At 62.2% G+C, this 25,860-nt stretch carries 20 protein-coding genes; 16 read left to right on the top strand and 4 right to left on the bottom strand.

What is annotated here, in order from left to right:
* Positions 1 to 79 precede the first annotated feature (79 nt).
* The 5 genes from L6D74_RS08550 (at position 80) to L6D74_RS08530 (ending at position 9,401) form a co-directional block, all read left to right on the top strand.
* A complete protein-coding gene (locus L6D74_RS08550; RefSeq protein ID WP_039764697.1) occupies positions 80 to 2,530 on the top strand; it encodes a glycogen/starch/alpha-glucan phosphorylase in 2,451 nt (816 codons plus the stop codon).
* Positions 2,531 to 2,632: 102 nt separating this feature from the next.
* A complete protein-coding gene (locus L6D74_RS08545; RefSeq protein ID WP_236188705.1) occupies positions 2,633 to 6,229 on the top strand; it encodes a DUF2339 domain-containing protein in 3,597 nt (1,198 codons plus the stop codon).
* Positions 6,226 to 7,590 (top strand): DUF3999 domain-containing protein, encoded by a 1,365-nt coding sequence (locus tag L6D74_RS08540; protein WP_236188704.1) that lies wholly within the window; start codon positions 6,226 to 6,228, stop codon positions 7,588 to 7,590. Before L6D74_RS08545 ends, L6D74_RS08540 begins: the two co-directional genes overlap by 4 nt.
* 194 nt (positions 7,591 to 7,784) lie before the next feature.
* Positions 7,785 to 8,795, top strand: coding sequence for a class 1 fructose-bisphosphatase (locus L6D74_RS08535; protein WP_007952492.1), 1,011 nt, complete (start codon positions 7,785 to 7,787; stop codon positions 8,793 to 8,795).
* 3 nt (positions 8,796 to 8,798) lie between these two features.
* The gene (locus L6D74_RS08530; protein ID WP_236188695.1) at positions 8,799 to 9,401 is read left to right on the top strand and encodes a DUF924 family protein; all 603 of its coding nucleotides are present in this window, start codon (positions 8,799 to 8,801) and stop codon (positions 9,399 to 9,401) included.
* A gap of 13 nt (positions 9,402 to 9,414) precedes the next feature.
* Here L6D74_RS08530 and L6D74_RS08525 read toward each other — a convergent pair whose 3' ends face one another.
* From L6D74_RS08525 to L6D74_RS08515, 3 genes are all read right to left on the bottom strand, one after another.
* Entirely contained in the window at positions 9,415 to 9,747 is a 333-nt protein-coding gene (locus L6D74_RS08525; protein WP_039764706.1) for a type II toxin-antitoxin system RelE/ParE family toxin, read from the bottom strand.
* Positions 9,744 to 10,016 (bottom strand): type II toxin-antitoxin system Phd/YefM family antitoxin, encoded by a 273-nt coding sequence (locus L6D74_RS08520; RefSeq protein ID WP_039764708.1) that lies wholly within the window; start codon positions 10,014 to 10,016, stop codon positions 9,744 to 9,746. Before L6D74_RS08520 ends, L6D74_RS08525 begins: the two co-directional genes overlap by 4 nt.
* Before the next feature lie 131 nt (positions 10,017 to 10,147).
* Positions 10,148 to 12,040 (bottom strand): methyl-accepting chemotaxis protein, encoded by a 1,893-nt coding sequence (locus L6D74_RS08515; RefSeq protein WP_221398512.1) that lies wholly within the window; start codon positions 12,038 to 12,040, stop codon positions 10,148 to 10,150.
* A 282-nt stretch (positions 12,041 to 12,322) separates the two neighbouring features.
* Here L6D74_RS08515 and L6D74_RS08510 point away from each other — a divergent pair, with 282 nt between their 5' ends.
* Positions 12,323 to 12,577, top strand: a complete 255-nt coding sequence (locus tag L6D74_RS08510) for a hypothetical protein (protein ID WP_016772095.1) — start codon at positions 12,323 to 12,325, stop codon at positions 12,575 to 12,577.
* 31 nt (positions 12,578 to 12,608) lie between these two features.
* Positions 12,609 to 13,178 carry a lipocalin family protein gene (locus L6D74_RS08505; RefSeq protein ID WP_236188693.1) on the top strand — a complete coding sequence of 190 codons (570 nt, stop codon included), beginning with the start codon at positions 12,609 to 12,611 and terminating at the stop codon, positions 13,176 to 13,178.
* A 47-nt stretch (positions 13,179 to 13,225) separates the two neighbouring features.
* Here L6D74_RS08505 and L6D74_RS08500 read toward each other — a convergent pair whose 3' ends face one another.
* Positions 13,226 to 14,590: a formimidoylglutamate deiminase gene (locus L6D74_RS08500; protein WP_236188691.1), complete on the bottom strand. Its 1,365-nt coding sequence runs from the start codon at positions 14,588 to 14,590 to the stop codon at positions 13,226 to 13,228.
* A 145-nt stretch (positions 14,591 to 14,735) separates the two neighbouring features.
* Here L6D74_RS08500 and hutC point away from each other — a divergent pair, with 145 nt between their 5' ends.
* The 9 genes from hutC (at position 14,736) to hutH (L6D74_RS08455) (ending at position 25,842) form a co-directional block, all read left to right on the top strand.
* The gene (gene hutC / locus L6D74_RS08495; protein ID WP_170844914.1) at positions 14,736 to 15,446 is read left to right on the top strand and encodes a histidine utilization repressor; all 711 of its coding nucleotides are present in this window, start codon (positions 14,736 to 14,738) and stop codon (positions 15,444 to 15,446) included.
* The gene (locus tag L6D74_RS08490) at positions 15,443 to 16,012 is read left to right on the top strand and encodes a HutD/Ves family protein (protein WP_236188689.1); all 570 of its coding nucleotides are present in this window, start codon (positions 15,443 to 15,445) and stop codon (positions 16,010 to 16,012) included. The genes hutC and L6D74_RS08490 overlap by 4 nt, the downstream gene beginning before the upstream one ends.
* A gap of 420 nt (positions 16,013 to 16,432) precedes the next feature.
* Positions 16,433 to 18,115, top strand: a complete 1,683-nt coding sequence (hutU, locus tag L6D74_RS08485) for a urocanate hydratase (RefSeq protein WP_064382814.1) — start codon at positions 16,433 to 16,435, stop codon at positions 18,113 to 18,115.
* A gap of 144 nt (positions 18,116 to 18,259) precedes the next feature.
* Complete coding sequence (locus tag L6D74_RS08480) at positions 18,260 to 19,732, top strand: purine-cytosine permease family protein (protein WP_236188687.1); 1,473 nt, start codon at positions 18,260 to 18,262, stop codon at positions 19,730 to 19,732.
* 70 nt (positions 19,733 to 19,802) lie between these two features.
* Entirely contained in the window at positions 19,803 to 20,771 is a 969-nt protein-coding gene (locus tag L6D74_RS08475; RefSeq protein WP_236188685.1) for an ABC transporter substrate-binding protein, read from the top strand.
* 84 nt (positions 20,772 to 20,855) lie between these two features.
* Positions 20,856 to 21,707, top strand: a complete 852-nt coding sequence (locus L6D74_RS08470) for an ABC transporter permease (RefSeq protein ID WP_007952475.1) — start codon at positions 20,856 to 20,858, stop codon at positions 21,705 to 21,707.
* Positions 21,704 to 22,534, top strand: a complete 831-nt coding sequence (locus tag L6D74_RS08465; protein WP_236188683.1) for a quaternary amine ABC transporter ATP-binding protein — start codon at positions 21,704 to 21,706, stop codon at positions 22,532 to 22,534. The genes L6D74_RS08470 and L6D74_RS08465 overlap by 4 nt, the downstream gene beginning before the upstream one ends.
* Positions 22,535 to 22,668: 134 nt before the next feature.
* Positions 22,669 to 24,192 (top strand): histidine ammonia-lyase, encoded by a 1,524-nt coding sequence (gene hutH, locus L6D74_RS08460; RefSeq protein WP_236188681.1) that lies wholly within the window; start codon positions 22,669 to 22,671, stop codon positions 24,190 to 24,192.
* 117 nt (positions 24,193 to 24,309) lie between these two features.
* Positions 24,310 to 25,842, top strand: coding sequence for a histidine ammonia-lyase (hutH, locus tag L6D74_RS08455; protein ID WP_007952448.1), 1,533 nt, complete (start codon positions 24,310 to 24,312; stop codon positions 25,840 to 25,842).
* The last annotated feature ends 18 nt before the right edge of the window (positions 25,843 to 25,860 follow it).

Below are 25,860 nucleotides of genomic sequence, written 5' to 3'. Positions count from 1 at the left end.
AAACTGCCGAACCAGAGCCCTTACCGTCGGTCAGACCGTCTAGGCTCTGACAACTCCCCGCTCGCTCGAGGTCCTATCGATGACTCAAGAACCACTAGTTCGCGAAGCAGAGGTGGCCGCATTCCGCGACGCCGTCCTGACCAAACTCACCTATGCGGTGGGCAAAGACCCGGATCACGCCTTCGACCATGACTGGTTCGAAGCCATCGCCCTGGCGGCGCGCGATCACATGGTCGAGCACTGGATGGACCACACCCGGCAGATTTACCGCAAAGGCCAGAAACGGGTGTATTACCTCTCGCTGGAATTTCTCATCGGCCGTTTGCTGTACGACAGCCTGAGCAACCTCGGTTTGCTGGACGTCGCCCGTGAAGCCTTGACCGAACTGGGCGTCGATCTCGAGCGCATCCGCATCCTGGAGCCGGACGCGGCGCTGGGCAACGGTGGCCTCGGACGATTGGCGGCGTGCTTCATGGAAAGCATGTCGACCCTCGGTATCGCCGGCCACGGCTACGGTATTCGTTATGAGCACGGGTTATTCCGTCAGGCCATCGTCGATGGCTGGCAACAGGAGCAGACCGAGCACTGGCTGGATTTCGGCAACCCCTGGGAGTTCGAGCGGCCGGAGGTGGTCTATCCGATCGGCTTTGGCGGCAGCGTCGAGACCGTCACCGACGCCAGCGGCAAGTCCCGGCAAGTCTGGCACCCGGCGGAAACCGTCCGGGCCATTGCCTACGACACCCCGGTGGTCGGCTGGCGCGGGGCGAGCGTCAACACCTTGCGCCTGTGGCGGGCACGGGCGATGGAAGACCTGCACCTGGAGCGCTTCAACGCCGGTGACCACCTGGGCGCCGTCGCCGAAGTAGCCCGGGCCGAAAGTATCTCCCGCGTGCTCTACCCGGCGGACAGCACTGAAGCCGGGCAGGAACTGCGCCTGCGTCAGGAATACTTCTTCGTCGCTGCGTCGCTTCAGGACTTGCTGCGCCGTCATCGCAACATGCACACCTCGGTGCTGACCCTCGGCGATCACGCGGCAATCCAGCTCAACGACACCCACCCTTCGATTGCCGTTGCCGAATTGATGCGTCAACTGGTCGACGTCTACGACGTGGCCTGGGACGCGGCGTGGCAAGTCACCGTCGACACGCTGTCGTACACCAACCACACGCTGTTGCCCGAAGCCCTGGAGACCTGGCCGGTGGGGCTGATGGAGCGCATGCTGCCGCGGCACATGCAGATCATTTACCTGATCAACGCCCAGCACATCGATTCGTTGCGGGCCAAGGGCATCCACGATTTCGACGTGCTGCGCGCGGTGTCGCTGATCGAGGAAGACAACGGCCGTCGGGTGCGCATGGGTAACCTCGCGTTCCTCGGCTCGCACAGCGTCAACGGCGTGTCCGGGCTGCACACGCAACTGATGCGCAAAACCGTATTTGCCGAGCTGCACAAGCTGTATCCGGAGCGGATCAACAACAAGACCAACGGCATCACCTTCCGCCGCTGGCTGTATCAGGCCAACCCGGAACTGACGTCGATGTTGGTCGATGCCCTTGGCGCCGACGTGCTGGACAACCCTGAAGAGCGTTTGCTCGATCTTGAGCCGTTCGCCGAAAAACCCGCCTTCCGCAAAGCCTTCGCCGAGCAGCGGCTGCACAGCAAAAAAGCCCTCGCTTACCTGATCCATGAACGGCTGGGGATCGCGGTCAATCCGGCGGCGATGTTCGACGTGCAGGTCAAGCGGATCCACGAATACAAGCGCCAGTTGCTCAACCTGATGCACACCGTCGCGTTGTATCAGGCGATCCGCGCCGAGCCGGAAATCGACTGGGTGCCGCGGGTGAAAATCTTCGCCGGCAAAGCCGCGGCGAGTTATCACCAGGCCAAGCTGATCATCAAGCTGACCAACGACATCGCCCGGGTGGTGAATAACGACCCGACCGTGCGCGGCCTGCTCAAAGTGGTGTTCCTGCCCAACTACAACGTCAGCCTGGCGGAGAGCATCATTCCGGCGGCGGACCTGTCGGAGCAGATCTCCACCGCCGGTTTCGAAGCCTCGGGCACCAGCAACATGAAGTTCGGCCTGAACGGCGCGCTGACCATCGGCACCCTCGACGGCGCCAACGTGGAAATGTGCGAGAGCATCGGCGCCGAGCACATGTTTATCTTTGGCCTGAGCGCTCAACAGGTCGAAGCGCGTAAGCAGAACCACGAGTTCAGCGCGGTGCCGGACATTGCCGCGTCCCATCGCCTCAATGATGTGTTGCAGGCGATCCGCAGCGGGGTGTTCTCGCCGGACGACACGTCGCGCTACACCGGGCTAATCGATTCGCTGGTGGATTACGACCGGTTCTTCGTCTGCGCCGATTTCGACTCCTACTGGGAGGCGCAGATGCGCGTCGATGCGCTCTGGCACGACGCCAACAACTGGTGGCGCTCGGCGGTGCTGAACACCTCGCGCATGGGCTGGTTCTCCTCCGACCGGACGATCCGCGAGTACGCCACGGATATCTGGAAGGCACTGGAGTAACTTTTAGCGACAAATGTGCGCCCGGCCCCACGATTGTTGGGCCGGGCCGATATACTGAGCCTTGGTTCCGCCCCGCCACGGGGCTGCTCAGGGATATCGACCATGCAATGGATGTTCATGTTGATCGGGCTGCTGCTCGGCTGGCTGCTCGACGAGTCGTTCAGCGATGCGCTGTTGGGCGCCTTGCTCGGGCTCGTCATCGGCCAGGCGATGCGTATCGCGCGGCTCGGTTCACAGGCTGCCGAGCAACAGCGTCAGCTGGATCACGCGAAGATCGCGTTGCAGGGCGTCGAACAGCGACTGTTTCTGCTGGAGGGTGCTCCGGCATATTCGCCAGCGCCGCCGAGTGTCGCCCCGGCCAGCGCAACGGTCGTTGAGCCCGTCACGGTAGTTGAACAACCCTCTGCCGCAGAACCCGAGCTGGTCTGGGAACTGCCACCCGAACTCGAACCTGTTGGCGTCGCCGCCAGCGAATCCAGCCAGCCGCTGCCGGTCGATGTCTGGCGTCTGGACGCCGTTACGCCTGAACCTGAACCCCGACAACCCGCCGAGCCCCGTGGCCCGAATCTCATCGAGCGCGGCATCAGCGCTGCGCGCAACTGGCTGTTCGGTGGCAACACCGTGCTGCGGGTCGGCGTGGTGCTGTTGTTCTTCGGTCTGGCGTTCCTGCTGCGCTACGCCACCGAAGGCATGGTGGTGCCGATCGAATTGCGTTACGCCGGAGTTGCGGCAGCAGCGCTGGGCTTGCTGGCGCTGGGTTGGTGGTTGCGCCATCGCAACAACAGTTACGCCTTGATGCTGCAGGGCACCGGGATTGCGGTGTTGTACCTGACGGTGTTTGCGGCGATGCGTCTGCATCCGCTGCTCGATCCGTCTGCCGCGCTGGGCTTGCTGGTGGCGGTGACGGTGTTTTCGGCCATTCTGGCCATCACCCAGGATTCCCTGGCCCTGGCCTGCGTCGCCGCACTGGGCGGTTTCGCCGCGCCGATCCTGACCTCCACCGGGGCCGGCAACCACGTCGCGCTGTTCAGTTATTTCGCGCTGCTCAACGCCGGCATTCTGGCCATCGCCTGGTTCAAGGCCTGGCGCCTGCTCAACCTGATCGGCTTCGTGGGCTCCTTCGGCATCGGTTTCGCCTGGGGCTTGCGTTTGTACACGCCGGAACTGCTGTGGAGCACCGAACCGTTCCTCATTCTGTTCTTCCTGATGTACCTGGCCATCGGTCTGCTGTTCGCCCGGCGCAAGTTGCTGGATATGCCGGATGCCCCGGCGGACCGTGACCGCGAGGCGCTGCTGCACTGGTCGGCGCGCAAGGGCGATTACGTCGACGGGACGATGCTGTTCGGTCCGCCGCTGGTGGGTTTCGGCCTGCAATTCGCGCTGGTCCAGCATCTGGAATTCGCTGCCGCGTTCAGTGCGCTGGCGCTGGGCATGATCTACATGGCCCTGGCCAAAGTGCTGATGGGTGGCCGGGCGATGTTGCTGGGCGAGACTTGCCTGGCGCTCGGGGTGATTTTCGCCAGCCTGGCGATTCCGCTGGGGCTGGATGCGCGCTGGACGTCCGCGGCCTGGGCGGTGGAGGGCGCGGGGATTTTCTGGCTCGGTTTGCGTCAGCAACGGCCGTTGGCCCGGGCTTTCGCATTGCTGCTGCAACTGGGTTCGGCGCTGGCGTTTCTCAGTCAGTTGCGGGTTGGCGAAAGCAGCCTGCTCGACGCTGCGCCGCTGGGCGCATTGATGCTCGGCGCGGCCTTGTTGTTCAGCTTCTATCAATTGCGCAAGGCGTCGCCGGAGCAAACCTCGCTGTGGGAGCGTCAGGGCTTGCCGGTGCTGGCGTGCCTGGGGCTGACCTTCCTGTATTTGCTGGCGCCGCTGTTCTTCTTCATTCAGGGCACGGCGATCAGTTGGGCATTGGCCGGGCTGGCGACCTTGTTCGTCGGCTTGCGCCTGCAATCGCGCACGTTCCTGTTCACCGCGTTTGCCGTGCAACTGCTCGGCGGGGCGTTGTTCCTGTTGCGCCTGCAAGGGGCGGGCGAGGATTCGGCGGCGGTGTTCAGCGCTGGCTGGAGCGGTCTGCTCAGCGCCTCATTGATCGGTCTGGCGTTGATCGCCGGCATGCTGCTGGCGGCGCGCGACGAGATGGTGCGCAGCGATGTTCGTCTGCTGCGCGGGTTGTCGGTGGTGCTGTTGGCGGGTCTGGTGCTGATCAATCTGGCGGTGTTGTTCGTGCTGCCATGGCAGACCGCGAGCGCGGTATGGGCGGCCAGTGGCTTGCTGATCATCTGGCTCAGTCTGTATCTCAAGCAGCGCGTGAGTTTTGTCTTCGGTCTGCTGTTGCAACTGATCGGCGGCGCGGCGTTTCTGCTCGCCGGCCCCGAGTTGCTCGGGCCGTTGTCCAGCGAGGGGCTGCGACCGCTGGCCCATGGCGGATTCTGGACGCCGCTGGTGCTGGGTCTGGCGGCGATGATCGGGGCGTGGCGCCTGCAATTGGGCAATCACGCTTCGGCGTTCGATGTGCTGAGCCTGCAGCGACTGTCCGAGGTGTTGCTGGTGTGGGGCGCCGGTTGGTGGGCGCTGGCGTGGGTCAGCGAAGTGCTGCGGTTTGCGCCGCTGAATCTGCAGGGGCCACTGTTGCTGCTGGTCGCTGCGCTGAGCGCCGCGTTGTGGGCACTGCTGGCCTTGCGCCTGAAATGGCCGTCGCTCGGGTTGCTCTGCACCTTGCTGATTCCAGCGGCCGGGCTGGTGTTGCTGGCCGCGTGGCATTCGCGTTATCACCCGGCGGCGGATTTCGGCTGGCTGGCGTGGGCGGCGGTGTTCGTTGTGCATTTCATCTGCCTGCGACGTCTGGCACCGATGCTGCCGGCGCGGGCCTTGAGCACGGCCCATGTGCTCGGTTGCTGGCTGCTGATCGGCGTGCTGGCGCTGGAGTTGCGCTACGGCCTGCTGCTGTTGTCCGAGCAATACAACGCCTGGCGCTGGCTGGGCTGGGCGATTCTGCCGAGTGTGTATCTGTTGCTGATGGCCGCGCCGCGTCAGTGGCCATGGCCGGTGGCAGCGTTCCCTCGTGAATATCGCCTGTACGCGGCGGCGCCGCTGGCGGTGTTGATGCTGGTCTGGTTCTGGCTGGCCAATGGCGTCAGCGATGGCAATGCCGAACCGTTGCCTTATGTGCCGCTGCTCAACCCGCTGGAGTTGGGTCTGCTGTTTGCGCTGTTCGGTGTCTACGTCTGGTCGCGCAGCGCCGTTGCCGAGCTGTCGATCCGCCAGGATTACGCGGCATACCCGACGCAACTGATTGCCGGCGTTTCCCTGTTCGCGTTCTGCACCGCGCTGGTGACCCGCGCCGCGCACCATTGGGCGGGCATTCCGTTCGAGCTGGATCTGTTGCTCGACTCGATGCTGGTGCAGGCCGGCTTGTCCATCGTCTGGACGCTGATGGCGCTCGGGCTGATGATCGGCGGGCACCTGCGCCATCGCCGCGAAGTGTGGCTGATCGGCGCGGCGCTGATTGCGCTGGTGGTGGCCAAACTGATTTTTGTCGAATTGAGCAACCGTGGCGGACTGGCCCGGATCGTCTCGTTCATCGGCGTCGGCGTGTTGCTGCTGGTGGTGGGCTACTTTGCGCCGCTGCCGCCCAAACGCGTTGAAGCTGCACCAGTGTCGGACCAACCGGCCCCGGAAACCGAAGGAGTGTCGTCTTGAGTCGCAAGCTTAATCTCGGGTGGCTGTTGCTGGGCGTGGCCATGACGGCCGGCGCCCAGGAAAAACCGGCGGACTTCGCCGCGCAGGTGCCGTTGTCGGTCAGCGGTTCCGGCCCGTGGTATCGCCTCGAACTGCCGCTGAGCGTGCAGTTGCAGGCGCGCCAGACCGATCTCAGCGACCTGCGGGTGTTCAACGCCGCCGGAGAGCCACAGGCCTACGCGCTGGCCCGGGAATCAGCGCAGACCCGCGACGATGGCCAGTTGCATGAGGTGAAGTGGTTCCCGCTGTACAACTCGGCGGATGCCACCGAGCGCGCGCCGAGCGTACGCGTGCAATCCACCACCACCGGTACGCTGGTGGAAGTGCAGCCGTCCAGTCAGCTCGAAGCCGGGGAAGAAGTGCTGCGCGGCTGGCTGCTCGACGCCAGCGCGATCAAGGCGCCGTTGCAGCAACTGATCCTCGACTGGACCAGCGAGCGCGACGGCTTCCAGCGTTTCAGCATCGAGGCCAGCGACGACCTGCAGCACTGGCAAGCCTGGGGCGAAGGTCAGGTGGCGCGCCTGACCTTTGCCGACGAACGGGTCGAGCAACATGAAGTGGCGCTGCCCGGGCAATCGGCGCGCTATCTGCGTTTGCTGTGGGATTCGCCGGCCTCGGCGCCGGTCCTGACGTCGGCGCAACTGAAAAGCAGCGACCCGCGCAACCTGCCGCTGCCATTGGTCTGGTCGCCGGCACTGGCCGGCAGCAGCGGCAAGGCCGGGGAATACACCTGGCAGTTGCCGATGGGGCTGAACATCGAGCGGGTGCAGGTCGAACTGAAACAGGCCAACAGCCTCGCGCCGGTGACGTTGTCGGGGCGTCGCGAAAGCAGCCTGCCGTGGCAACCGCTGAGCAGCGGCTTGCTCTATCGTCTGACCCAGAACGGCCAGGACGTGGTGCAGAACGAATTGCAGCTCTACGGCCAGACCGTGCAGCAGTTGAAACTCATGGTCGACGAACGCGGCGGCGGTCTCGGCGAACAGGCGCCGAGCGTGAAATACGCGGTGCGCGCCACGCAGGTGATCTTCCTCGCGCGCGGCGACGGGCCTTACAGCCTGGCACTGGGCAATCCGACCGTGAAAACGGCGAACCTGCCGCTGACCACGCTGATCCCGGATTTCAAACCGGAGAAACTGGCCACGCTGGGCAAGGCCACGGTGCAGGGTGAAGCGCTGGCGACTCAGACCTCGACGGCCACCACGGCTGCGACCACCGATACCCACTGGAAGAAATTCGGCCTGTGGGCGGTGTTGCTGCTCAGTGTGCTGTTTCTGGCAGCGATGGCCTTCAGTCTGCTGCGCAAGCCGTCGGCCAAGTCGTGAATATGACGGGTGTGACCTCCACACCCGTCCGGTTTGCATCTACGCTGAATCCGGTGCCTGAACTCTCTCGGTTCGATCACGTCTGATAGCAGGAATTGCCCCCGACGCACGTTACCGGCGTCATTGCTCGCTACGGTTTCAGACTCCCTGTAAACTGCGCGGGTTTTTAGCCCCCCATTCCACCGGAGCCGTCCATGTCCCGCGTTACCCTGAGTCGCTATTTGATTGAGCAGACCCGCAGCAACAACACTCCTGCCGATCTGCGTTTCCTGATCGAAGTGGTGGCGCGCGCCTGTAAAGAGATCAGCCACGCCGTGTCCAAAGGCGCCCTGGGCGGTGTTCTGGGCAGCATGGGCACGGAAAACGTGCAAGGCGAAGTGCAGAAGAAGCTCGACGTGCTGTCGAACGAAATCCTGCTCGAAGCCAACGAGTGGGGCGGTCACCTGGCCGGCATGGCGTCCGAAGAAATGGACAATGCCTACCAGATCCCGGGCAAATACCCGAAAGGCGCCTACCTGCTGGTATTCGACCCGCTGGACGGTTCGTCGAACATCGACATCAACGCCCCGGTCGGCACTATCTTCTCCGTGCTGCGCTGCCCGAACGAATACCTGAGCCAGAACGAAGCGCTGGATGAAAAGGCCTTCCTGCAGCCAGGCACTCAGCAGGTTGCCGCCGGTTATGCGATCTACGGCCCGCAAACCATGCTGGTGCTGACCCTGGGCCACGGCGTCAAAGGCTTCACCCTGGACCGCGAAATGGGCAGCTTCGTCCTGACTCACGAAGACATCACCATTCCTGAATCCACCCAGGAATTCGCCATCAACATGTCCAACCAGCGTCACTGGGAAGCTCCGGTACAGCGCTACGTTTCGGAGCTGCTGGCCGGTGAAGAAGGCCCGCTGAAAAAGAACTACAACATGCGTTGGGTCGCGGCGATGGTTGCCGACGTGCACCGCATCCTGACCCGTGGTGGTCTGTTCATGTACCCGCGCGACAGCCGCGAGCCGTCCAAACCGGGCAAACTGCGCCTGATGTACGAAGCCAACCCGATGTCGTTCCTGGTGGAACAGGCGGGCGGCGCTTCCACCGACGGCCACCAGCGCATTCTCGACATCAAGCCTGAAGGCCTGCACCAGCGCGTAGCGGTGTTCCTCGGCTCGAAAGAAGAAGTCGCCCGCGCCACGGCTTACCACAAGGAATAAACCATGACCGCGCCCTGGCAGCCGTTGCTCGATTGGTGGTTCGGTCAGTCCGAATCGGCAAAGGATGTAACGGCTGAAAAGGGCAAGTTGTGGTTCGGCAAGAAAGACAGCCAGGACCTCGAAGCGCGTGAGCGTTTCGGGGTCTTTGTCGATCAGGCCCTCGCTGGCGAATTGACCGAGTGGACGCAACATCCCGAAGGTTGGCTGGCGCTGGTGCTGCTGCTCGACCAACTCCCGCGAATGATCTTTCGCGATACGCCCAAGGCTTTTTCCGGCGATCTACGGGCACAGAAACTGGTGGCTCAGGGGATTGCTGCAGACTTCGATCGGCAGTTGAAGCCGATCCAGCGACTCTTCATCTACCTCGTCTTCGAACACTGCGAAAACCTCGCGGTGCAGAATGAAGCGGTCTCGCGATTCATCGAACTGGTGGCTGAACAGCCGGAGGCGGAGCGCGGAGTGTTTGTCGACAACCTGGATTATGCCGAGCGGCATCAGCGGGTGATTGCACGGTTTGGACGGTTTCCGCATCGCAATGCGGTGTTGGGGCGGGAGTCTACGGTTGAGGAGCTGGAGTTTCTTTCGCAGCCGGGGTCGAGTTTCTGAAGCTGCATCAGACTCACGGATTGCCTTGAAGCAAACGCTTCATCAAGAGTGCAGGCAGGTTTTTTCTCGTATCGGCGATGATATGGATATAGATGGTTTGCTCTCGGACTTCATAAATGATGCGATTCAAGCCAGAGATGACTTGTCGATATTGACCAAGGTTCAGCCTTTCTATTTCTTCGGGAATGGAACCTGAATAGGGTAAGGATGCGAGACTGCGAATAGCGATCTTCAAGCTGGCATAAGTGCTATGCCAGGTTTGAGGTGAGAACTGTTTGATGAGGTAGGTGCGAAGATCTTTGAGATCTGTTTCGGCGGACTGAAGAATAACGACCTTCAAACTCATTGGGGGTCGATCCTGTCCAACTCTGCGAAAACGTCTTCAACGTCCCTGTACTTGCCTTCCTCAATTTCTCGATTTCCCATGGCAAGCAGTTTGAGCAGAGCCATTGTTTCTTCCTGCTCTTCAAAACTTTTGACGTCCATGACTACAAGCTTCGCTTCGCCGTTCTGGGTAATCACCAGCGGCTCACGGCTTTCGCTAATCGTTTTGACGATTTCGGCGGTATGGCTTTTCAGGTAGCTGATGGGTTTGATCTGGGATGAAAGCTTCACGGGCTGCGCCTCGCTGAGTGGACTAGGACTGAGTTTAGTCTTAATTCAGTCCTGAGTCAGTCCGAGGTGACAAGCGTGTCTAGCGTTGTTCCGTCTTCGCGGGTTCAAGCGCGAAGACGGCTTCGAACGACTTAGATTCGGAAGCTGCCAACCAACTGCTTCAACCGCGCAGCCTGCTGCTCCAGATCCGCACAAGCCCGCAAAGTCGCCTGCAAGTTCTCCACGCCTTCCTGGTTCAGCGTGTTGATCTCGTTGATATCAACGTTGATCGACTCGACCACTGCCGTCTGCTCTTCCGTCGCGGTCGCCACCGACTGGTTCATGCCGTCGATCTCGCCGATACGCTGGGTCACGCTGCCCAGGCGTTCGCCGGCCTGGTTGGCGATGCCGACGCTGCTTTCGCTCTCGCGCTGGCTCTCGGTCATGATGCCGACCGCCTGACGTGCGCCGACTTGCAGCTCTTCGATCATCTTCTGCACTTGCTGCGCCGAATCCTGGGTGCGGTGCGCCAGGTTGCGGACTTCGTCGGCGACCACGGCGAAACCGCGACCGGCCTCACCGGCACGGGCCGCTTCGATCGCGGCGTTGAGCGCCAGCAGATTGGTCTGCTGGGAGATGCTGGTGATCACTTCCAGAATCTGCCCGATGTTCACGGTGTTGCTGTTCAGGGTTTCGATGTTGCCGCAGGAGTCGCTGATCTTCGCCGACAGTTGCTGCATCGCGTGGATGGTTTTATCCACAACCTGCTGGCCGTCTTCGGCCAGGCTTCGCGCGTCGCTTGAGTGCTGGGAGGCGAGGGCGGCGTTCTGGGCGATTTCCTGGGCGGCGGCGCCGAGCTGGTTGATCGCGGCGGCCACGCTGTTGGTGCGCGAAGCTTGCTGGTCGGAGTTGAACATCGACGAGTTCGACGCTGCGACCACGCGCAGCGCGACTTCGTTGACTTGCCCGGTGGCGGACGATACTTCGCGGATCGAAGTGTGGATGCGCTCGACGAAACGGTTGAACGACAGCCCCAGCGCACCGAATTCATCGTGGCCGTGGATGGTCAGGCGTTTGGTCAGGTCGCCTTCGCCTTCGGCGATGTCATGCATGGCGCGGCCCATGGTCAGCAGCGGCTGCATCAGGACGCGGATCAGCATGCCGAGCAGGGCGATGATGATCACCACGGCAATGACCATGGCGATCAGCGCCGAGGTGCGGAATTCGCTGAGCATCGAGAACGCGGTGTCCTTGTCCAGCACCAGTGCCACGTACCAGTCGGCCGACGGCACGCCGTTGACGCGGGTGAAGGAGATCAGCTGGGTCTTGCCGTCGAACTCGACTTCTTTCAGACCCGGGCTGACTTTCGGCGCGCCGTTGGGGTAGGCCTCGGCGAGGGTCTTGAGCACCAGCTTGCTGTCCGGGTGGATCAGGATCTTGCCGTCGGCGCTGACGATGAACGCATGGCCGTGGCCGCCGAAGTTCAGCGAGTTGATGATCGCGCTTACGCTGGACAGATCAATGTCGGCGCCGGCCACACCGATCATCTGGCCCTGGCGCTGCACCGGGGTGGCGACCGTGATGACCAGTTTGCCCGACGAGGCGGCGATGTACGGTTCGGTGACGATGGTCTGTTGCGCAGCGTTGGCGGCCTTGTACCAGCCACGGGCGCGCGGGTCGTAATCCGGCGCGCGGTTGCCGGCCGGGACCGAGAACATGACGCCGTCGGCGCCGCCGAAGTAGCTGAGCTGGAAATTGCCGGTGTAGGCGGGCAGGTCGATGATGCGTTTCAGGCTGGCCGGGGCGTTGCCGTCGGCGACAACCTGTTGCGCCATCGATTGCAGCAACTGGATGCGGCTTTCCAGCCAGGTCTGGATGTTGCTGGTGGTCAGGCTGCCCAGTTCCTGCATCGACGCTTCGGTGCTGCTTTGCAGGGCTTCGCGCTGGCGATAGTCGTTGAAAAAAATGAAACAGGCGAATGCAACGGCCACCACGAGGGCGGCAGCCAACAAGATCTTGTGGCTGAATTTCATGTTTCTGGTCATTAAGAGAGCTACCGCGAAGGGGCTGGTCAAGAAAGGGCGGCAATTTGCCACACTATCGGGCTTTGCGCTGCTCTTATTTCGACCGCGGCGCGCCAAAGATTAGGCGGCTTTTGTGAAAGTCGACGAAATGCTCAATAGCCCCACAAAGTGTCTGATTTACCGACGAATGCCGGACGAGCGGGCGAACAAATAGCCGGTCTGCCAGGGAACCAGACAGGGGTTTTCTCTTCTAAGCTTCTGGTTGGCGCCATGCCATCCCCCTTCCGCTCCAGGAGTTACACCATGTCGCTGCGATCTATCGCCCTGCTGTCGTTTTGCGTGCTGTTGGCCGCATGCAGCAAGGTCAATCAGGAAAACTATTCGAAGCTCTCGGCCGGCATGGCCAAGTCCGAAGTCGAGACGCTGCTTGGCAAGCCCACCGATTGCTCGGGCGCGCTGGGTATGTCCAGTTGCACCTGGGGCGACAAGAACAGCTTTATCAGCGTGCAGTACGCCGGTGACAAAGTGCTGATGTTTTCCGGCCAAGGCCTGAAGTAAACCGGGGCTACGCGCCCACGGGAGAAAAACAATGAAGCGGTTATTGCTTGTCCTTTTGGCCGGCCTGGTATTGGCCGGCTGCGCCACGTCCGGTGAAGATCCGCTGGCGCCGAAGACGGTCAACAGTGTCAATCTCAAGCGTTACCAGGGCACCTGGTACGAGTTGGCCCGGCTGCCGATGTATTTCCAGCGCAATTGCGCGCAATCCGAAGCCCGTTACTCGCTCAAGCCCGACGGCAATATCGCGGTGTACAACCGCTGTCTGACGGCAGACTGGAAGTGGGAAGAGGTCAAAGGCACGGCTTATCCACAGGTGCCGGGCAAGACCGACAAGCTGTGGGTCGAGTTCGATACCTGGTTCTCGCGCCTGATTCCGGGTATGGCGAAGGGTCAATACTGGGTGCTGTACGTCAGCGATGACTACAAGACCGCCCTCGTGGGCGACCCGAGTCGTCGCTATCTGTGGCTGTTGTCCCGCACGCCGACCGTCAACGGTGTGGTGCGTGAGGAACTGCTGAGCAAGGCGCGTCAGCAGGGTTATGACACCACGCGCCTGATCTGGCGGGCGTCGGATCAGCAAATGGCCAAGACGTCCAACTGACGCGCAACAAAAAACCTGTGGAGGTTGCCCTCCACAGGTTTTTTATGTCAGCCCAGAAGGTCTCGCAGAACCTGGGTGAAGGCGCGATTGCTGTCCTCTTCCCCGGCATGGCGCCCCTCCCGCACGACCCACTGACCATTGACCAGCACATCGCGCACCTGACGGTCGCCGCCGGCAAACAGCCAGCGATTGAGAATCCCGTCACCGCTGGCCGTGGCCAGGTACGGATCGCTGCCATCGAGCACAATCCAGTCGGCACGCTTGCCGACTTCCAGCGCGCCGATCGGCTGGCCCAGCGCCTGAGCGCCACCGTCCAGCGCCGCGTCATACAGCGTACGGCCGACCATCGGCTGATCCGCGCCATACAAGCGATTGCGCCGTTGATCGCGCAGACGCTGGCCGTATTCCAGCCAACGCAATTCCTCTACCACGCTCAACGACACATGGCTGTCGGAGCCGATGCCCATGCGCCCGCCTTGAGCGAGGAAATCCACCGCCGGGAAAATCCCGTCGCCGAGGTTGGCCTCGGTGGTCAGGCACAGGCCGGCGATGGCGCGACTCTTGGCCATCAGTGTCACTTCTTCCGGATTGGCGTGAGTCGCGTGCACCAGGCACCAGCGCTGATCGACTTCGGTGTTTTCGTACAGCCATTGCAGCGGGCGACGTCCGCTCCAGCTCAGGCAGTCATCGACTTCCTTCTGCTGCTCGGCGATGTGGATGTGCACCGGGCATTGCTGGTCGCTGGCCGCCAGCACTTCGCTGATCTGCTGCGGCGTGACTGCGCGTAACGAGTGGAAGCACAGGCCCAGCGACTGCGCCTTTTGCTGTGCCAGCAACGGTTGCAGACGCGATTGCAGCTTCAGGTAACTTTCGGTGCTGTTGATGAAGCGGCGCTGGCCTTCGTTCGGCGTCTGGCCGCCGAAACCGCTGTGGCTGTAGAGCACGGGAAGTAACGTCAGACCGATGCCGGCGGAACTGGCCGCCTGGCTGATGCGCAATGCCAGTTCCGCCGGGTCGGCGTAAGGCTGGCCGTTGTTATCGTGGTGGACGTAATGGAATTCGGCGACCGAGGTGTAACCGGCCTTGAGCATTTCGATGTACAGCTGACGGGCGATCACACCGAGCTGGTCGGGGCTGATTTTTCCGACGAGCCGATACATCAGATCGCGCCAGGTCCAGAAACTGTCGTTGGGATTGCCGGCCACTTCCGCCAGTCCTGCCATCGCTCGCTGGAACGCGTGGGAGTGCAGATTGGGCATCCCCGGCAGCAGCGGACCGCTCAGCCGTTCGGCGCCGTCTGCAGTGGAATCGGCCTGGATTCGGGTCAACACGCCATCGGCGCTGACCTCGAGACGTACATTGTTGGCCCATCCGTTAGGCAGCAGCGCGCGTTCGGCAAAGAAGGCGGACATGGTTCAGCACCCCATCGTGTGTTATTTGTATATACATATACAGACGTTTGCCTGCCCGGTAAACTCCGGCAAGCTAGCCACTTTCACCAATGAACAGGGATCCACCGTGCCGACTCCGCCTCCAGTCTCCCCGTTGGCCGCGAACATGGGCGACAGTCCGGCGCCCTTGTACGCCCGCGTCAAACAGATGATCACCCAGCAGATCGACAGCGGTAACTGGCCGCCGCATTACCGCGTGCCGTCGGAAAGCGAGCTGGTCAGCCAGTTGGGCTTCAGCCGCATGACCATCAACCGCGCACTGCGGGAAATGACCGCCGACGGTCTGCTGGTGCGCATGCAAGGCGTCGGCACTTTCGTTGCTGAACCGAAGAGCCAGTCCGCGCTGTTCGAAGTGCACAACATCGCCGACGAAATCGCCTCCCGTGGCCATCGCCACACCTGCCAGGTGATCACCCTGGAAGAGGAGGCCGCCGGTTCCGAGCGCGCGCTGGCGCTGGACATGCGCGAAGGGCAGAAGGTCTTTCACTCGCTGATCGTGCACTACGAAAACGATATTCCGGTGCAAATCGAAGACCGCTTCGTCAATGCGCTGGTCGCCCCGGAATACCTCAAGCAGGACTTCACCCTGCAGACGCCTTACGCCTACCTGAACCAGGTCGCGCCGCTGACCGAAGGTGAGCACGTGGTCGAAGCGATCCTTGCCGAAGCGTCCGAATGCAAATTGCTGCAGATCGAAAAAGGCGAGCCTTGCCTGCTGATCCGCCGCCGCACGTGGTCGGGTCGTCAGCCGGTGACGGCGGCGCGCCTGATTCACCCCGGTTCTCGTCATCGTCTGGAAGGTCGGTTTCATAAATGAAAGAGTTGAAGGTATTACGCGCCGAAGGCTACCCGCGCATGCCGTGGAAAAACGGCGGCGGCAGCACCGAGGAAATCACCCGTGACGCCGGCGCCGGCCTCGACGGTTTCGGCTGGCGTCTGTCGATTGCCGACATCGCCGAATCCGGCGGCTTTTCGACCTTCGCCGGTTACCAGCGGGTCATCACGGTGTTGCAGGGCGACGGCATGACTCTGTGTGTCGACGGCGACGATACCCGGCCGTTGTTACCTCTCGACCCGTTTGCCTTCAGCGGCGAAAGCCAGGTGTCCTGCACCTTGCTCGGCGGCGCGATCCGCGACTTCAACCTGATCTACTCGCCCCAGCGTTACAGCGCACGCCTGCAATGGCTGGACGGCGAACAGCGGTTTTTCAGTTCTGCAAGTATCGTGCTGGTCTTCAGCGTCAGCGAGCTGCTGGAGGTCACGGTCGGTGACAGCGCCTCGCAACTCGGCCGCCATGACTGCCTGCAACTGGACGGTAACACCGGGCTGACCGAGATCGCCGTGAATGCCGGCTGCTGCGTGATCGAACTGTCCCCGCGCTGATCCTTCACACGTTCTTCGTGGGAAACGATCAAAAACCGCTGCTTTGAAAGCAGCGGTTTTTTTTCGTCCCGACGTTCCCGAAATGCGCACCAACTTGTTACCGAACGCCCCAGCGTGGCGCAGAACCACGTTTCCGTAACAACCTCTCGCCACCCTCTATCCACCCCGCGAAAAATTTCATGGACGCCAGAGCCCTTGATTCAGGCGCTCTGCAGCCCTGTTCGGAATTTTTATTGAACAGCCCTCCAACAAGTTGGCCGCTCGATTGCATATGCTTGTATGTACAAGTAAAGACGTATGCGTATGAGTCGATCGAGACTCTCCGCAGCGTCCACTGATTCGCTTGTCGCGCACTGAGGCGCACAGGCTGCTTGCCCACTGCCAGGGTTGGTTTGAATTGATCGCTGAGGAGTCTTTTTCGTGACTGACAACAACCGCACTAAATTCCGTGACGTCGAAATCCGTGCCGCCCGCGGCAACAAGCTGACCGCCAAGAGCTGGCTGACCGAAGCGCCGCTGCGCATGTTGATGAACAACCTCGACCCGGAAGTCGCCGAGAACCCGAAAGAGCTGGTGGTCTACGGTGGCATCGGTCGCGCTGCGCGTAACTGGGAGTGCTACGACAAGATCGTCGAGAGCCTGACCAACCTCAACGAAGACGAAACCCTGCTGGTGCAATCGGGCAAGCCGGTCGGCGTGTTCAAGACCCACAGCAACGCCCCGCGCGTACTGATCGCCAACTCCAACCTGGTGCCGCACTGGGCGACCTGGGAACACTTCAACGAACTCGACGCCAAAGGCCTGGCCATGTACGGCCAGATGACTGCCGGCAGCTGGATCTACATCGGCAGCCAGGGCATCGTCCAAGGCACCTACGAAACCTTCGTTGAAGCCGGTCGCCAGCACTACAACGACAACCTCACCGGCAAGTGGGTCCTGACCGCCGGCCTCGGCGGCATGGGCGGTGCCCAGCCACTGGCCGCAACCCTCGCCGGTGCCTGCTCGCTGAACATCGAATGCCAGCAGATCAGCATCGATTTCCGCCTCAAGACCCGCTACGTCGACGAGCAGGCCAAAGACCTCGACGACGCGCTGGCCCGCATCGCCAAATACACCTCCGAAGGCAAGGCTGTTTCCATCGCCCTGTGCGGCAACGCCGCTGAAATCCTCCCGGAACTGGTCAAGCGCGGCGTGCGCCCGGACATGGTCACCGACCAGACCAGCGCCCACGATCCGCTCAACGGTTACCTGCCGGCCGGCTGGACCTGGGACGAATACCGCGCCCGCGCCAAGACCGAGCCAGCCGCTGTGGTCAAGGCCGCCAAGCAATCGATGGCCGTGCACGTCAAAGCCATGCTCGACTTCCAGAAAATGGGCGTGCCGACCTTCGACTACGGCAACAACATCCGTCAGATGGCTCAGGAAGAAGGCGTCGAAAACGCATTCGATTTCCCTGGCTTCGTACCGGCCTACATCCGTCCGCTGTTCTGCCGTGGCATCGGCCCGTTCCGCTGGGCTGCGCTGTCGGGTGATCCGCAGGACATCTACAAGACCGACGCCAAGGTCAAAGAGCTGATCCCGGACGACGCGCACCTGCACAACTGGCTGGACATGGCCCGCGAGCGCATCAGCTTCCAGGGTCTGCCGGCGCGTATCTGCTGGGTCGGCCTGGGCCTGCGCGCCAAGCTCGGTCTGGCGTTCAACGAAATGGTGCGCAGCGGCGAGCTGTCGGCGCCGATCGTGATCGGTCGCGACCACCTCGACTCCGGCTCGGTCTCCAGTCCGAACCGTGAAACCGAATCGATGCAGGACGGCTCCGATGCCGTCTCCGACTGGCCGCTGCTCAACGCGCTGCTGAACACCGCGAGCGGTGCGACCTGGGTGTCCCTGCACCACGGCGGCGGCGTCGGCATGGGCTTCTCCCAGCACTCGGGCATGGTGATTGTCTGCGACGGTACTGACGAAGCGGCCGAGCGTATCGCTCGCGTGCTGCACAACGACCCGGGCACCGGGGTCATGCGTCACGCCGATGCCGGTTACCAGATCGCCATCGACTGCGCCAAGGAACAAGGGCTGAACCTGCCGATGATCACCGGCAAGTAGTGCTTGCCCTGTAGGAGCGAGCCTGCTCGCGATAGCGGTTTGTCAGTCAACGAAAATGTTGCATGAACCGCCCTCATCGCGAGCAGGCTCACTCCCACAGGAACCAAAACAGCAAAATCCAGAACAATCCACAGAGGTTGAATCATGGCGGGCAACACCGATCGTGCAGGCAGTAAACCGTTGATCGAAAGGCGTTCGATCGACTACATCCCGGAAGCGGAAAGACACGGTCGTCTGTTCAGTCAGTTCACCCTGTGGATGGGTGCCAACCTGCAAATCACCGCGATTGTCACCGGGGCCCTGGCCGTGGTGCTGGGTGGCGATGTGTTCTGGTCGTTGATCGGTCTGCTGATCGGTCAACTGCTGGGCGGCGGGGTGATGGCGCTGCACGCGGCGCAAGGGCCGAAGCTTGGCCTGCCGCAGATGATTTCCAGCCGGGTGCAGTTCGGCGTCTACGGCGCGGCGATTCCGATCGTGCTGGTGTGCCTGATGTACCTCGGCTTCACCGCCACCGGAACGGTGTTGTCGGGTCAGGCGCTGGGCCAGTTGTTCGGGGTCAGCGACACCGTCGGCATCCTGCTTTTCGCCAGCGTCATCGTCGTGGTCACGGTGCTCGGCTATCGGGTGATTCACTGGATCGGCCGCATCGCCAGTGTCATTGGCGTGATTGCTTTCGTGTACCTGTTCAGCCGTCTGATGAGTCAGGTGGACGTCGGCGCACTTCTGGAAATCCGCCACTTCAGCTGGAGCAGTTTCCTGCTGGCGGTGTCGCTCGCGGCCTCCTGGCAGATCGCTTTCGGCCCGTACGTGGCGGATTACTCGCGTTACCTGCCGAGCCAGGTGTCTTCGGTGAAAACCTTCTTCGCCGCCGGTGCCGGTTCGGTGATCGGTGCGCAGGTGGCGATGATCCTCGGTGTGTTCGCGGCCGCTTCGGCCAACGGGCAATTCGCCGGTCATGAAGTCGCCTACATCGTCGGTCTGGGCGGGACCGGTGCCACCGCCGCGCTGCTGTATTTCAGCATCGCGTTCGGCAAGGTCACCATCTCCACCCTGAACTCCTACGGCAGCTTCATGTGCATCGCGACCATCATCAGCGGCTTCCGTGGCCACCTGACGGTTACCCGCATGCAGCGTCTGGTGTTCGTGCTGGGGATCGTCGGCGCGGCGACCCTGATCGCGCTGCTCGGCCAGCACTCGTTCCTCGGTGCGTTCAAGTCCTTCATCCTGTTCCTGCTGGCGTTCTTCACGCCGTGGAGCGCGATCAATCTGGTGGACTACTACTGCATTACCCGCGAGCGCTACGACGTACCGGCGCTGGCGGATCCGAACGGTCGCTACGGCCGCTGGAACATCCTCGGTATCAGCGTTTACGTGTTCGGGGTGCTGGTGCAACTGCCGTTCATTTCCACCAAGTTCTATACCGGTCCATTGGTAGCAGCCCTGGGGGATGTGGATATTTCCTGGATCATCGGTCTCGTGCTTCCCGCAGCGCTGTACTACGTCTGCGCGAAAAAATGGCACGGCACCGTACCCGATCGACTGATTCTGCCCGTCGAGCAGGACAGCGTTGTACAACCTAAAACAAGCGGGGCCGGTCGCGCTGCGGCGCAGGCCTGATTTGGACGTGGACAGGGCTGGATGCCTCTTGACTGCCGTAAGCCAATTCATGATTAGGAGCGTCACAACAATGAAATCGAACAAGACCCTGCTGACCACATTGCTTTCCATGGGCCTGCTGGCCAGCGCCGGCGCGACCCAGGCCGCCGGCTGGTGCGAGTCCGGCAAAACGGTGAAATTCGCCGGCCTGAACTGGGAAAGCGGCATGCTGCTGACCGACCTTCTGCAAGTGGTGCTGGAAAAAGGTTACGACTGCAAGACCGACAGCCTGCCGGGCAACTCCATCACCATGGAAAACGCCCTGAGCAGCAACGACATCCAGATCTTCGCCGAAGAATGGGTTGGCCGCAGCGAGGTCTGGAACAAGGCCGAGAAGGCCGGCAAGGTCGTCGGTGTCGGCGCGCCGGTGGTCGGTGCGGTGGAAGGCTGGTACGTGCCGCGCTACGTGATCGAAGGCGATGCCAAGCGCAAGATCGAAGCGAAGGCACCGGACCTGAAAAACATCGCCGATCTGGGCAAATACGCCGCCGTCTTCAAAGACGCCGAAGAGCCTTCCAAGGGCCGCTTCTACAACTGCCCGGCCGGCTGGACCTGCGAGCTGGACAACAGCGAAATGCTGAAAAGCTACGGCTTGGAAAACAGCTACACCAACTTCCGCCCGGGCACTGGTCCGGCGTTGGATGCGGCCGTGCTGTCGAGTTACAAACGTGGCGAGCCGATCCTGTTCTACTACTGGACGCCAACCCCGCTGATGGGCCAGATCGACGCAGTCAAACTGGATGAGAAACCGGGCGTCGACAAAACCGTGACCATCAAGGTCGGTCTGTCCAAGACCTTCCACGAACAAGCGCCGGAGCTGGTGGCCGTGCTGGAAAAGGTCAACCTGCCGATCGACCTGCTGAACCAGAACCTGGGCCGCATGGCGAAGGAACGTATCGAGTCGCCAAAACTGGCGAAAATCTTCCTCAAGGAACATCCTGAGGTCTGGCATGCGTGGGTCAGTGAAGACGCTGCCAAGAAAATCGACGCGGCGCTGTAGGTCGAATTCCTCCCGGCCAACCGAGAGGCTGGCCGGGGTGTTCGCCGCAATCGCTTGATTGAGTTTCCTGATTGAGAGCCGCTTATGTTTCCCGAAAGCTTTACCTTTTCCATCGCCGACTGGGTCAACGGTTGGGTCGATGCGCTGGTCACCAACTATGGCGATGTGTTCCGCCACATCTCCGACACCCTGCTGTGGGCCATCGTCAATCTTGAAGGCCTGCTGCGCGCCGCACCGTGGTGGTTGATGCTGGCCATCGTCGGCGTCGTGGCCTGGCACGCAACGCGCAAAGTCGTGACCACCGCCGTGATCGTCGGTCTGTTGTTCCTGGTCGGCGCCGTCGGTCTGTGGGACAAGTTGATGCAGACCCTCGCGCTGATGATGGTGGCGACGGTCATTTCGGTGCTGATCGGCGTACCGCTGGGGATTCTCTCGGCGCGCAGCAATCGCCTGCGTTCGGTGCTGATGCCGCTGCTCGACATCATGCAGACCATGCCGAGCTTCGTGTACCTGATTCCGGTGCTGATGCTGTTCGGCCTGGGCAAGGTGCCGGCGATTTTCGCCACCGTGATCTACGCCGCGCCGCCGCTGATCCGCCTGACCGATCTGGGCATCCGCCAGGTCGACGGCGAAGTGATGGAAGCCATCAACGCCTTCGGCGCCAACCGCTGGCAGCAACTGTTCGGCGTGCAACTGCCGCTGGCCCTGCCGAGCATCATGGCCGGGATCAACCAGACCACCATGATGGCCCTGTCGATGGTGGTAATCGCCTCGATGATCGGCGCCCGTGGCCTGGGTGAAGATGTGCTGGTGGGCATTCAGACCCTCAACGTCGGACGTGGCCTGGAAGCCGGTCTGGCGATCGTGATTCTCGCAGTGGTCATCGACCGCATTACCCAGGCGTATGGTCGGCCACGGCATGAGGTGAGCAAATGAGCAACGCAACCGTGAGCAAGATCGAAGTCAAAAACGTCTTCAAGATTTTCGGCAACCGCGCCAAGGACGCTCTGGCGATGGTCGGCCAGGGCAAGACCAAGGATCAGGTGCTGAACGAAACCGGTTGCGTGGTCGGGGTCAACGACTTGTCCCTGAGCATCGGCACCGGCGAGATCTTCGTGATCATGGGCCTGTCCGGCTCCGGCAAATCGACCCTGGTGCGCCACTTCAACCGCCTGATCGACCCGACCAGCGGCGCGATCCTGGTGGATGGCGTGGACATCCTGCAATACGACATGGACGCCTTGCGCGAATTTCGCCGGCACAAGATCAGCATGGTGTTCCAGAGCTTCGGTCTGCTGCCGCACAAGACCGTGCTCGACAACGTCGCCTACGGCCTGAAAGTGCGCGGCGAGAGCAAGCAGATGTGCGCCGAACGCGCGTTGCACTGGATCAACACCGTGGGCCTAAAGGGCTACGAAAACAAATACCCGCACCAGCTCTCCGGCGGCATGCGCCAGCGTGTAGGTCTGGCCCGGGCATTGGCGGCGGACACCGACATCATCCTGATGGACGAGGCGTTCAGCGCGCTGGATCCGCTGATCCGCGCCGAGATGCAGGACCAGTTGCTGGAGCTGCAAAAAACCCTGCACAAGACCATCGTCTTCATCACCCACGACCTCGACGAGGCCGTGCGCATCGGCAACCGCATCGCGATCCTCAAGGACGGCCGCCTGATCCAGGTCGGTACGCCGAAAGAGATCCTGCATTCGCCGGCGGACGAATATGTCGACCGCTTCGTGCAGCGGCGGGCGGCGGTGGTTTAAACAGATTTGTGTTGGCTGGGCCGGCCCCATCGCGAGCAGGCTCGCTCCCACAGTTGGAATGCGGTCTCCTGTGGGAGCGAGCCTGCTCGCGATAGCGTCGGCAAAGCTGCATCAATGTTCGGGTGAGGTTTTAGATGTCCCAGGCTGAAAAAATCGTTATCGCCGACGCCCCGATGCGTTGGCAGGATGTGGTCGCAGTCGCTCGTCATGGCGCGCAGCTCGAGCTGTCGGCGCAGACCTGGGCGTGCATTGAAAACGCGCAAGGCATCGTCCAGCGCATCGTCGCCAGCGGTGAGCGCGCCTATGGCGTGAACACCGGGCTCGGTGCGCTGTGCAACGTCTCGCTGAAAGACGAACAGCTCAGTCAGCTGTCGCGCAACACCTTGCTCAGCCATGCGTGTGGCGTCGGTCCGGTGCTGGCCGATGAGCAGACCCGCGCCATCCTGTGCGCTGCGATCCGCAACTACAGCCACGGCAAATCCGGCATTCATCGCCGGGTGGTCGAAGCGCTGCTGGCGCTGCTCAATCGCGGTATCACCCCACAAGTACCGTCCCAGGGTTCGGTGGGTTACCTGACCCACATGGCGCACATCGGCATCGCGCTGCTGGGCGTGGGCGATGTCAGCTATCGCGGGCAGATCGTGTCTGCACAGCAGGCGCTGGCCGAAGAGGGCCTGCAACCGGTGCAGCTCGGGGCGAAGGACGGTCTGTGCCTGGTCAACGGCACGCCGTGCATGACCGGCCTCGGTTGCCTGGCGATTGCCGACGCCACGCGTCTGCTGCAATGGGCCGACGTGATCGGTGCGATGAGCTTCGAAGCCCAGCGCGGTCAGATCGCCGCGTTCGATGCCGAGATCATTGCGCTCAAACCGCATCCGGGCATGCAGCAGGTCGGCGTCAATCTGCGCGCCTTGCTCGATGGCAGCGAAGTGATCGCCGCGAGCAAAGGCATTCGCACTCAGGATGCCTTGAGCATCCGCTCGATCCCGCAGGTGCACGGTGCCGCCCGCGATCAACTGGAACACGCGATCAAACAGATCGAAACCGAACTCAATGGCTGCACCGACAACCCTTTGCTGCTGGGCACACCGGACGACTTCCGGGTGATGTCCCAGGCCAACCCGCACGGGCAATCAGTGGCGCTGGCGGCGGATCTGCTGGCGATTGCGATGGCCGAAATCGGCTCGATTGCCGAGCGGCGTCTGGATCGCCTGATCAACCCGCACGTCAGCGGTCTGCCGGCGTTTCTGGTGGCCAATCCGGGGGTGAACTCCGGGATGATGATCGTGCAATACGTCGCCGCGTCGCTGTGCGCGGAAAACCGCCAGTTGGCGCAACCGGCGGTGCTCGACAACTACGTCACCTCGGGCCTGCAGGAAGACCATCTGAGCATGGGCACCAACGCCGCGCTGAAGCTGCATCGCGCGCTGGAAAACTGCACGCAGATCCTCGCCATCGAGTACCTGCTGGCGGCCCAGGCGTTTGAATTTCTCAAGGAACAGCGCTTCGGCGCGGGCACCGATACCGCCTGGCGACTGCTGCGCGAAAAGGTCCCGGCCTACGATCAGGACCGCTGGCTGGCGCCGGACATCGCCGCTGCCGCAAGCGTTCTGAAAGACCCGGATCTGCTGCACAACGCATTACCGAATCTGCACTGACAACTACCCATACCAGCGTGCCAAGGCGCGGATCGTCCAAAAGACGAGAAGCGACGGATAACGGAATGCTCCGGAGCGACTGGTAGTTAATAACAATGCCTCAAAAGGAGCATTTAAATGACTGCGCTGAACCTGATCCCCGGCCAACTGAGCCTGGCCCAACTGCGTGACGTTTATCAGAACCCGGTCAAGCTGACCCTCGACAACAGCGCCAGCGCGCAGATCGAGGCCAGCGTGGCCTGCGTCGAGCAGATCCTTGCGGAAAACCGCACCGCCTACGGCATCAACACCGGTTTCGGCCTGCTGGCCTCGACCCGCATCGCCAGCGAAGACCTGGAAAACCTCCAGCGTTCGCTGGTGCTGTCCCACGCCGCCGGTGTCGGCCAGCCGATCAGCGATGAGCTGGTGCGCCTGATCATGGTGCTCAAGGTCAACAGCCTCAGCCGTGGTTTCTCTGGCATCCGTCGCGTGGTGATCGATGCGCTGATCGCGCTGATCAACGCCGAGGTCTATCCGCACATTCCGTTGAAAGGCTCGGTCGGTGCATCCGGTGACCTCGCGCCGCTGGCGCACATGTCGCTGGTGCTGCTGGGTGAGGGCAAGGCGCGCTACAAGGGCGAGTGGATGGAAGCGACCGAAGCGCTGAAAGTCGCCGGTCTGACCCCGCTGACCCTGGCGGCGAAAGAAGGTCTGGCGCTGCTCAACGGTACTCAAGTTTCCACCGCATTCGCGCTGCGCGGCCTGTTCGAAGGTGAAGACCTGTTCGCCGGCGCGCTGGCGCTGGGCGGTCTGACGGTGGAGGCGGTGCTCGGTTCGCGTTCGCCGTTCGACGCACGCATCCACGCTGCCCGTGGCCAGAAAGGCCAGATCGACGCCGCTGCCGCTTACCGCGATCTGCTGGGCGAGCGCAGCGAAGTCTCCGACTCGCACCAGAACTGCGAAAAGGTGCAGGATCCGTACTCGCTGCGTTGCCAGCCACAAGTCATGGGCGCGTGCCTGACCCAGTTCCGCCAGGCCGCCGAAGTGCTGGCTGTCGAGGCCAACGCCGTATCCGACAACCCGCTGGTGTTCGCGGCCGAAGGCGACGTGATTTCCGGCGGCAACTTCCACGCTGAACCAGTGGCCATGGCCGCTGACAACATGGCCCTGGCCATTGCCGAAATCGGTTCCCTGAGCGAGCGCCGCATCTCGTTGATGATGGACAAGCACATGTCGCAGCTGCCGCCGTTCCTCGTCGCCAACGGAGGCGTGAACTCCGGCTTCATGATCGCCCAAGTGACCGCTGCGGCCCTGGCCAGCGAAAACAAGGCGCTGTCCCATCCGCATTCGGTGGACAGCCTGCCAACCTCCGCCAACCAGGAAGACCACGTGTCGATGGCCCCGGCCGCCGGCAAGCGCCTGTGGGAAATGGCCGAGAACACGCGCGGGATTCTCGCGGTGGAATGGCTGGCGGCGGTGCAGGGCCTGGACCTGCGCAACGGCCTGAAGACCTCGACCAAACTGGAGCAGGCCCGCGGGATTCTGCGTCGCGAAGTGCCGTTCTACGAGAAGGACCGCTTCTTCGCACCGGACATCAATGCGGCGACCGAACTGCTGGCTTCGCGGGTTCTGACGGAGCTGGTTCCGGCGAAACTGCTGCCGAGCCTTTAACCACCACTGATCGTTCCC

It is taken from the genome of Pseudomonas pharyngis (assembly GCF_021602345.1).
Taxonomy (GTDB): domain Bacteria; phylum Pseudomonadota; class Gammaproteobacteria; order Pseudomonadales; family Pseudomonadaceae; genus Aquipseudomonas; species Aquipseudomonas pharyngis.
The sequence above is the reverse complement of the archived record's forward strand: the minus strand, read 5'-3'. Positions and strand labels throughout refer to the sequence as shown.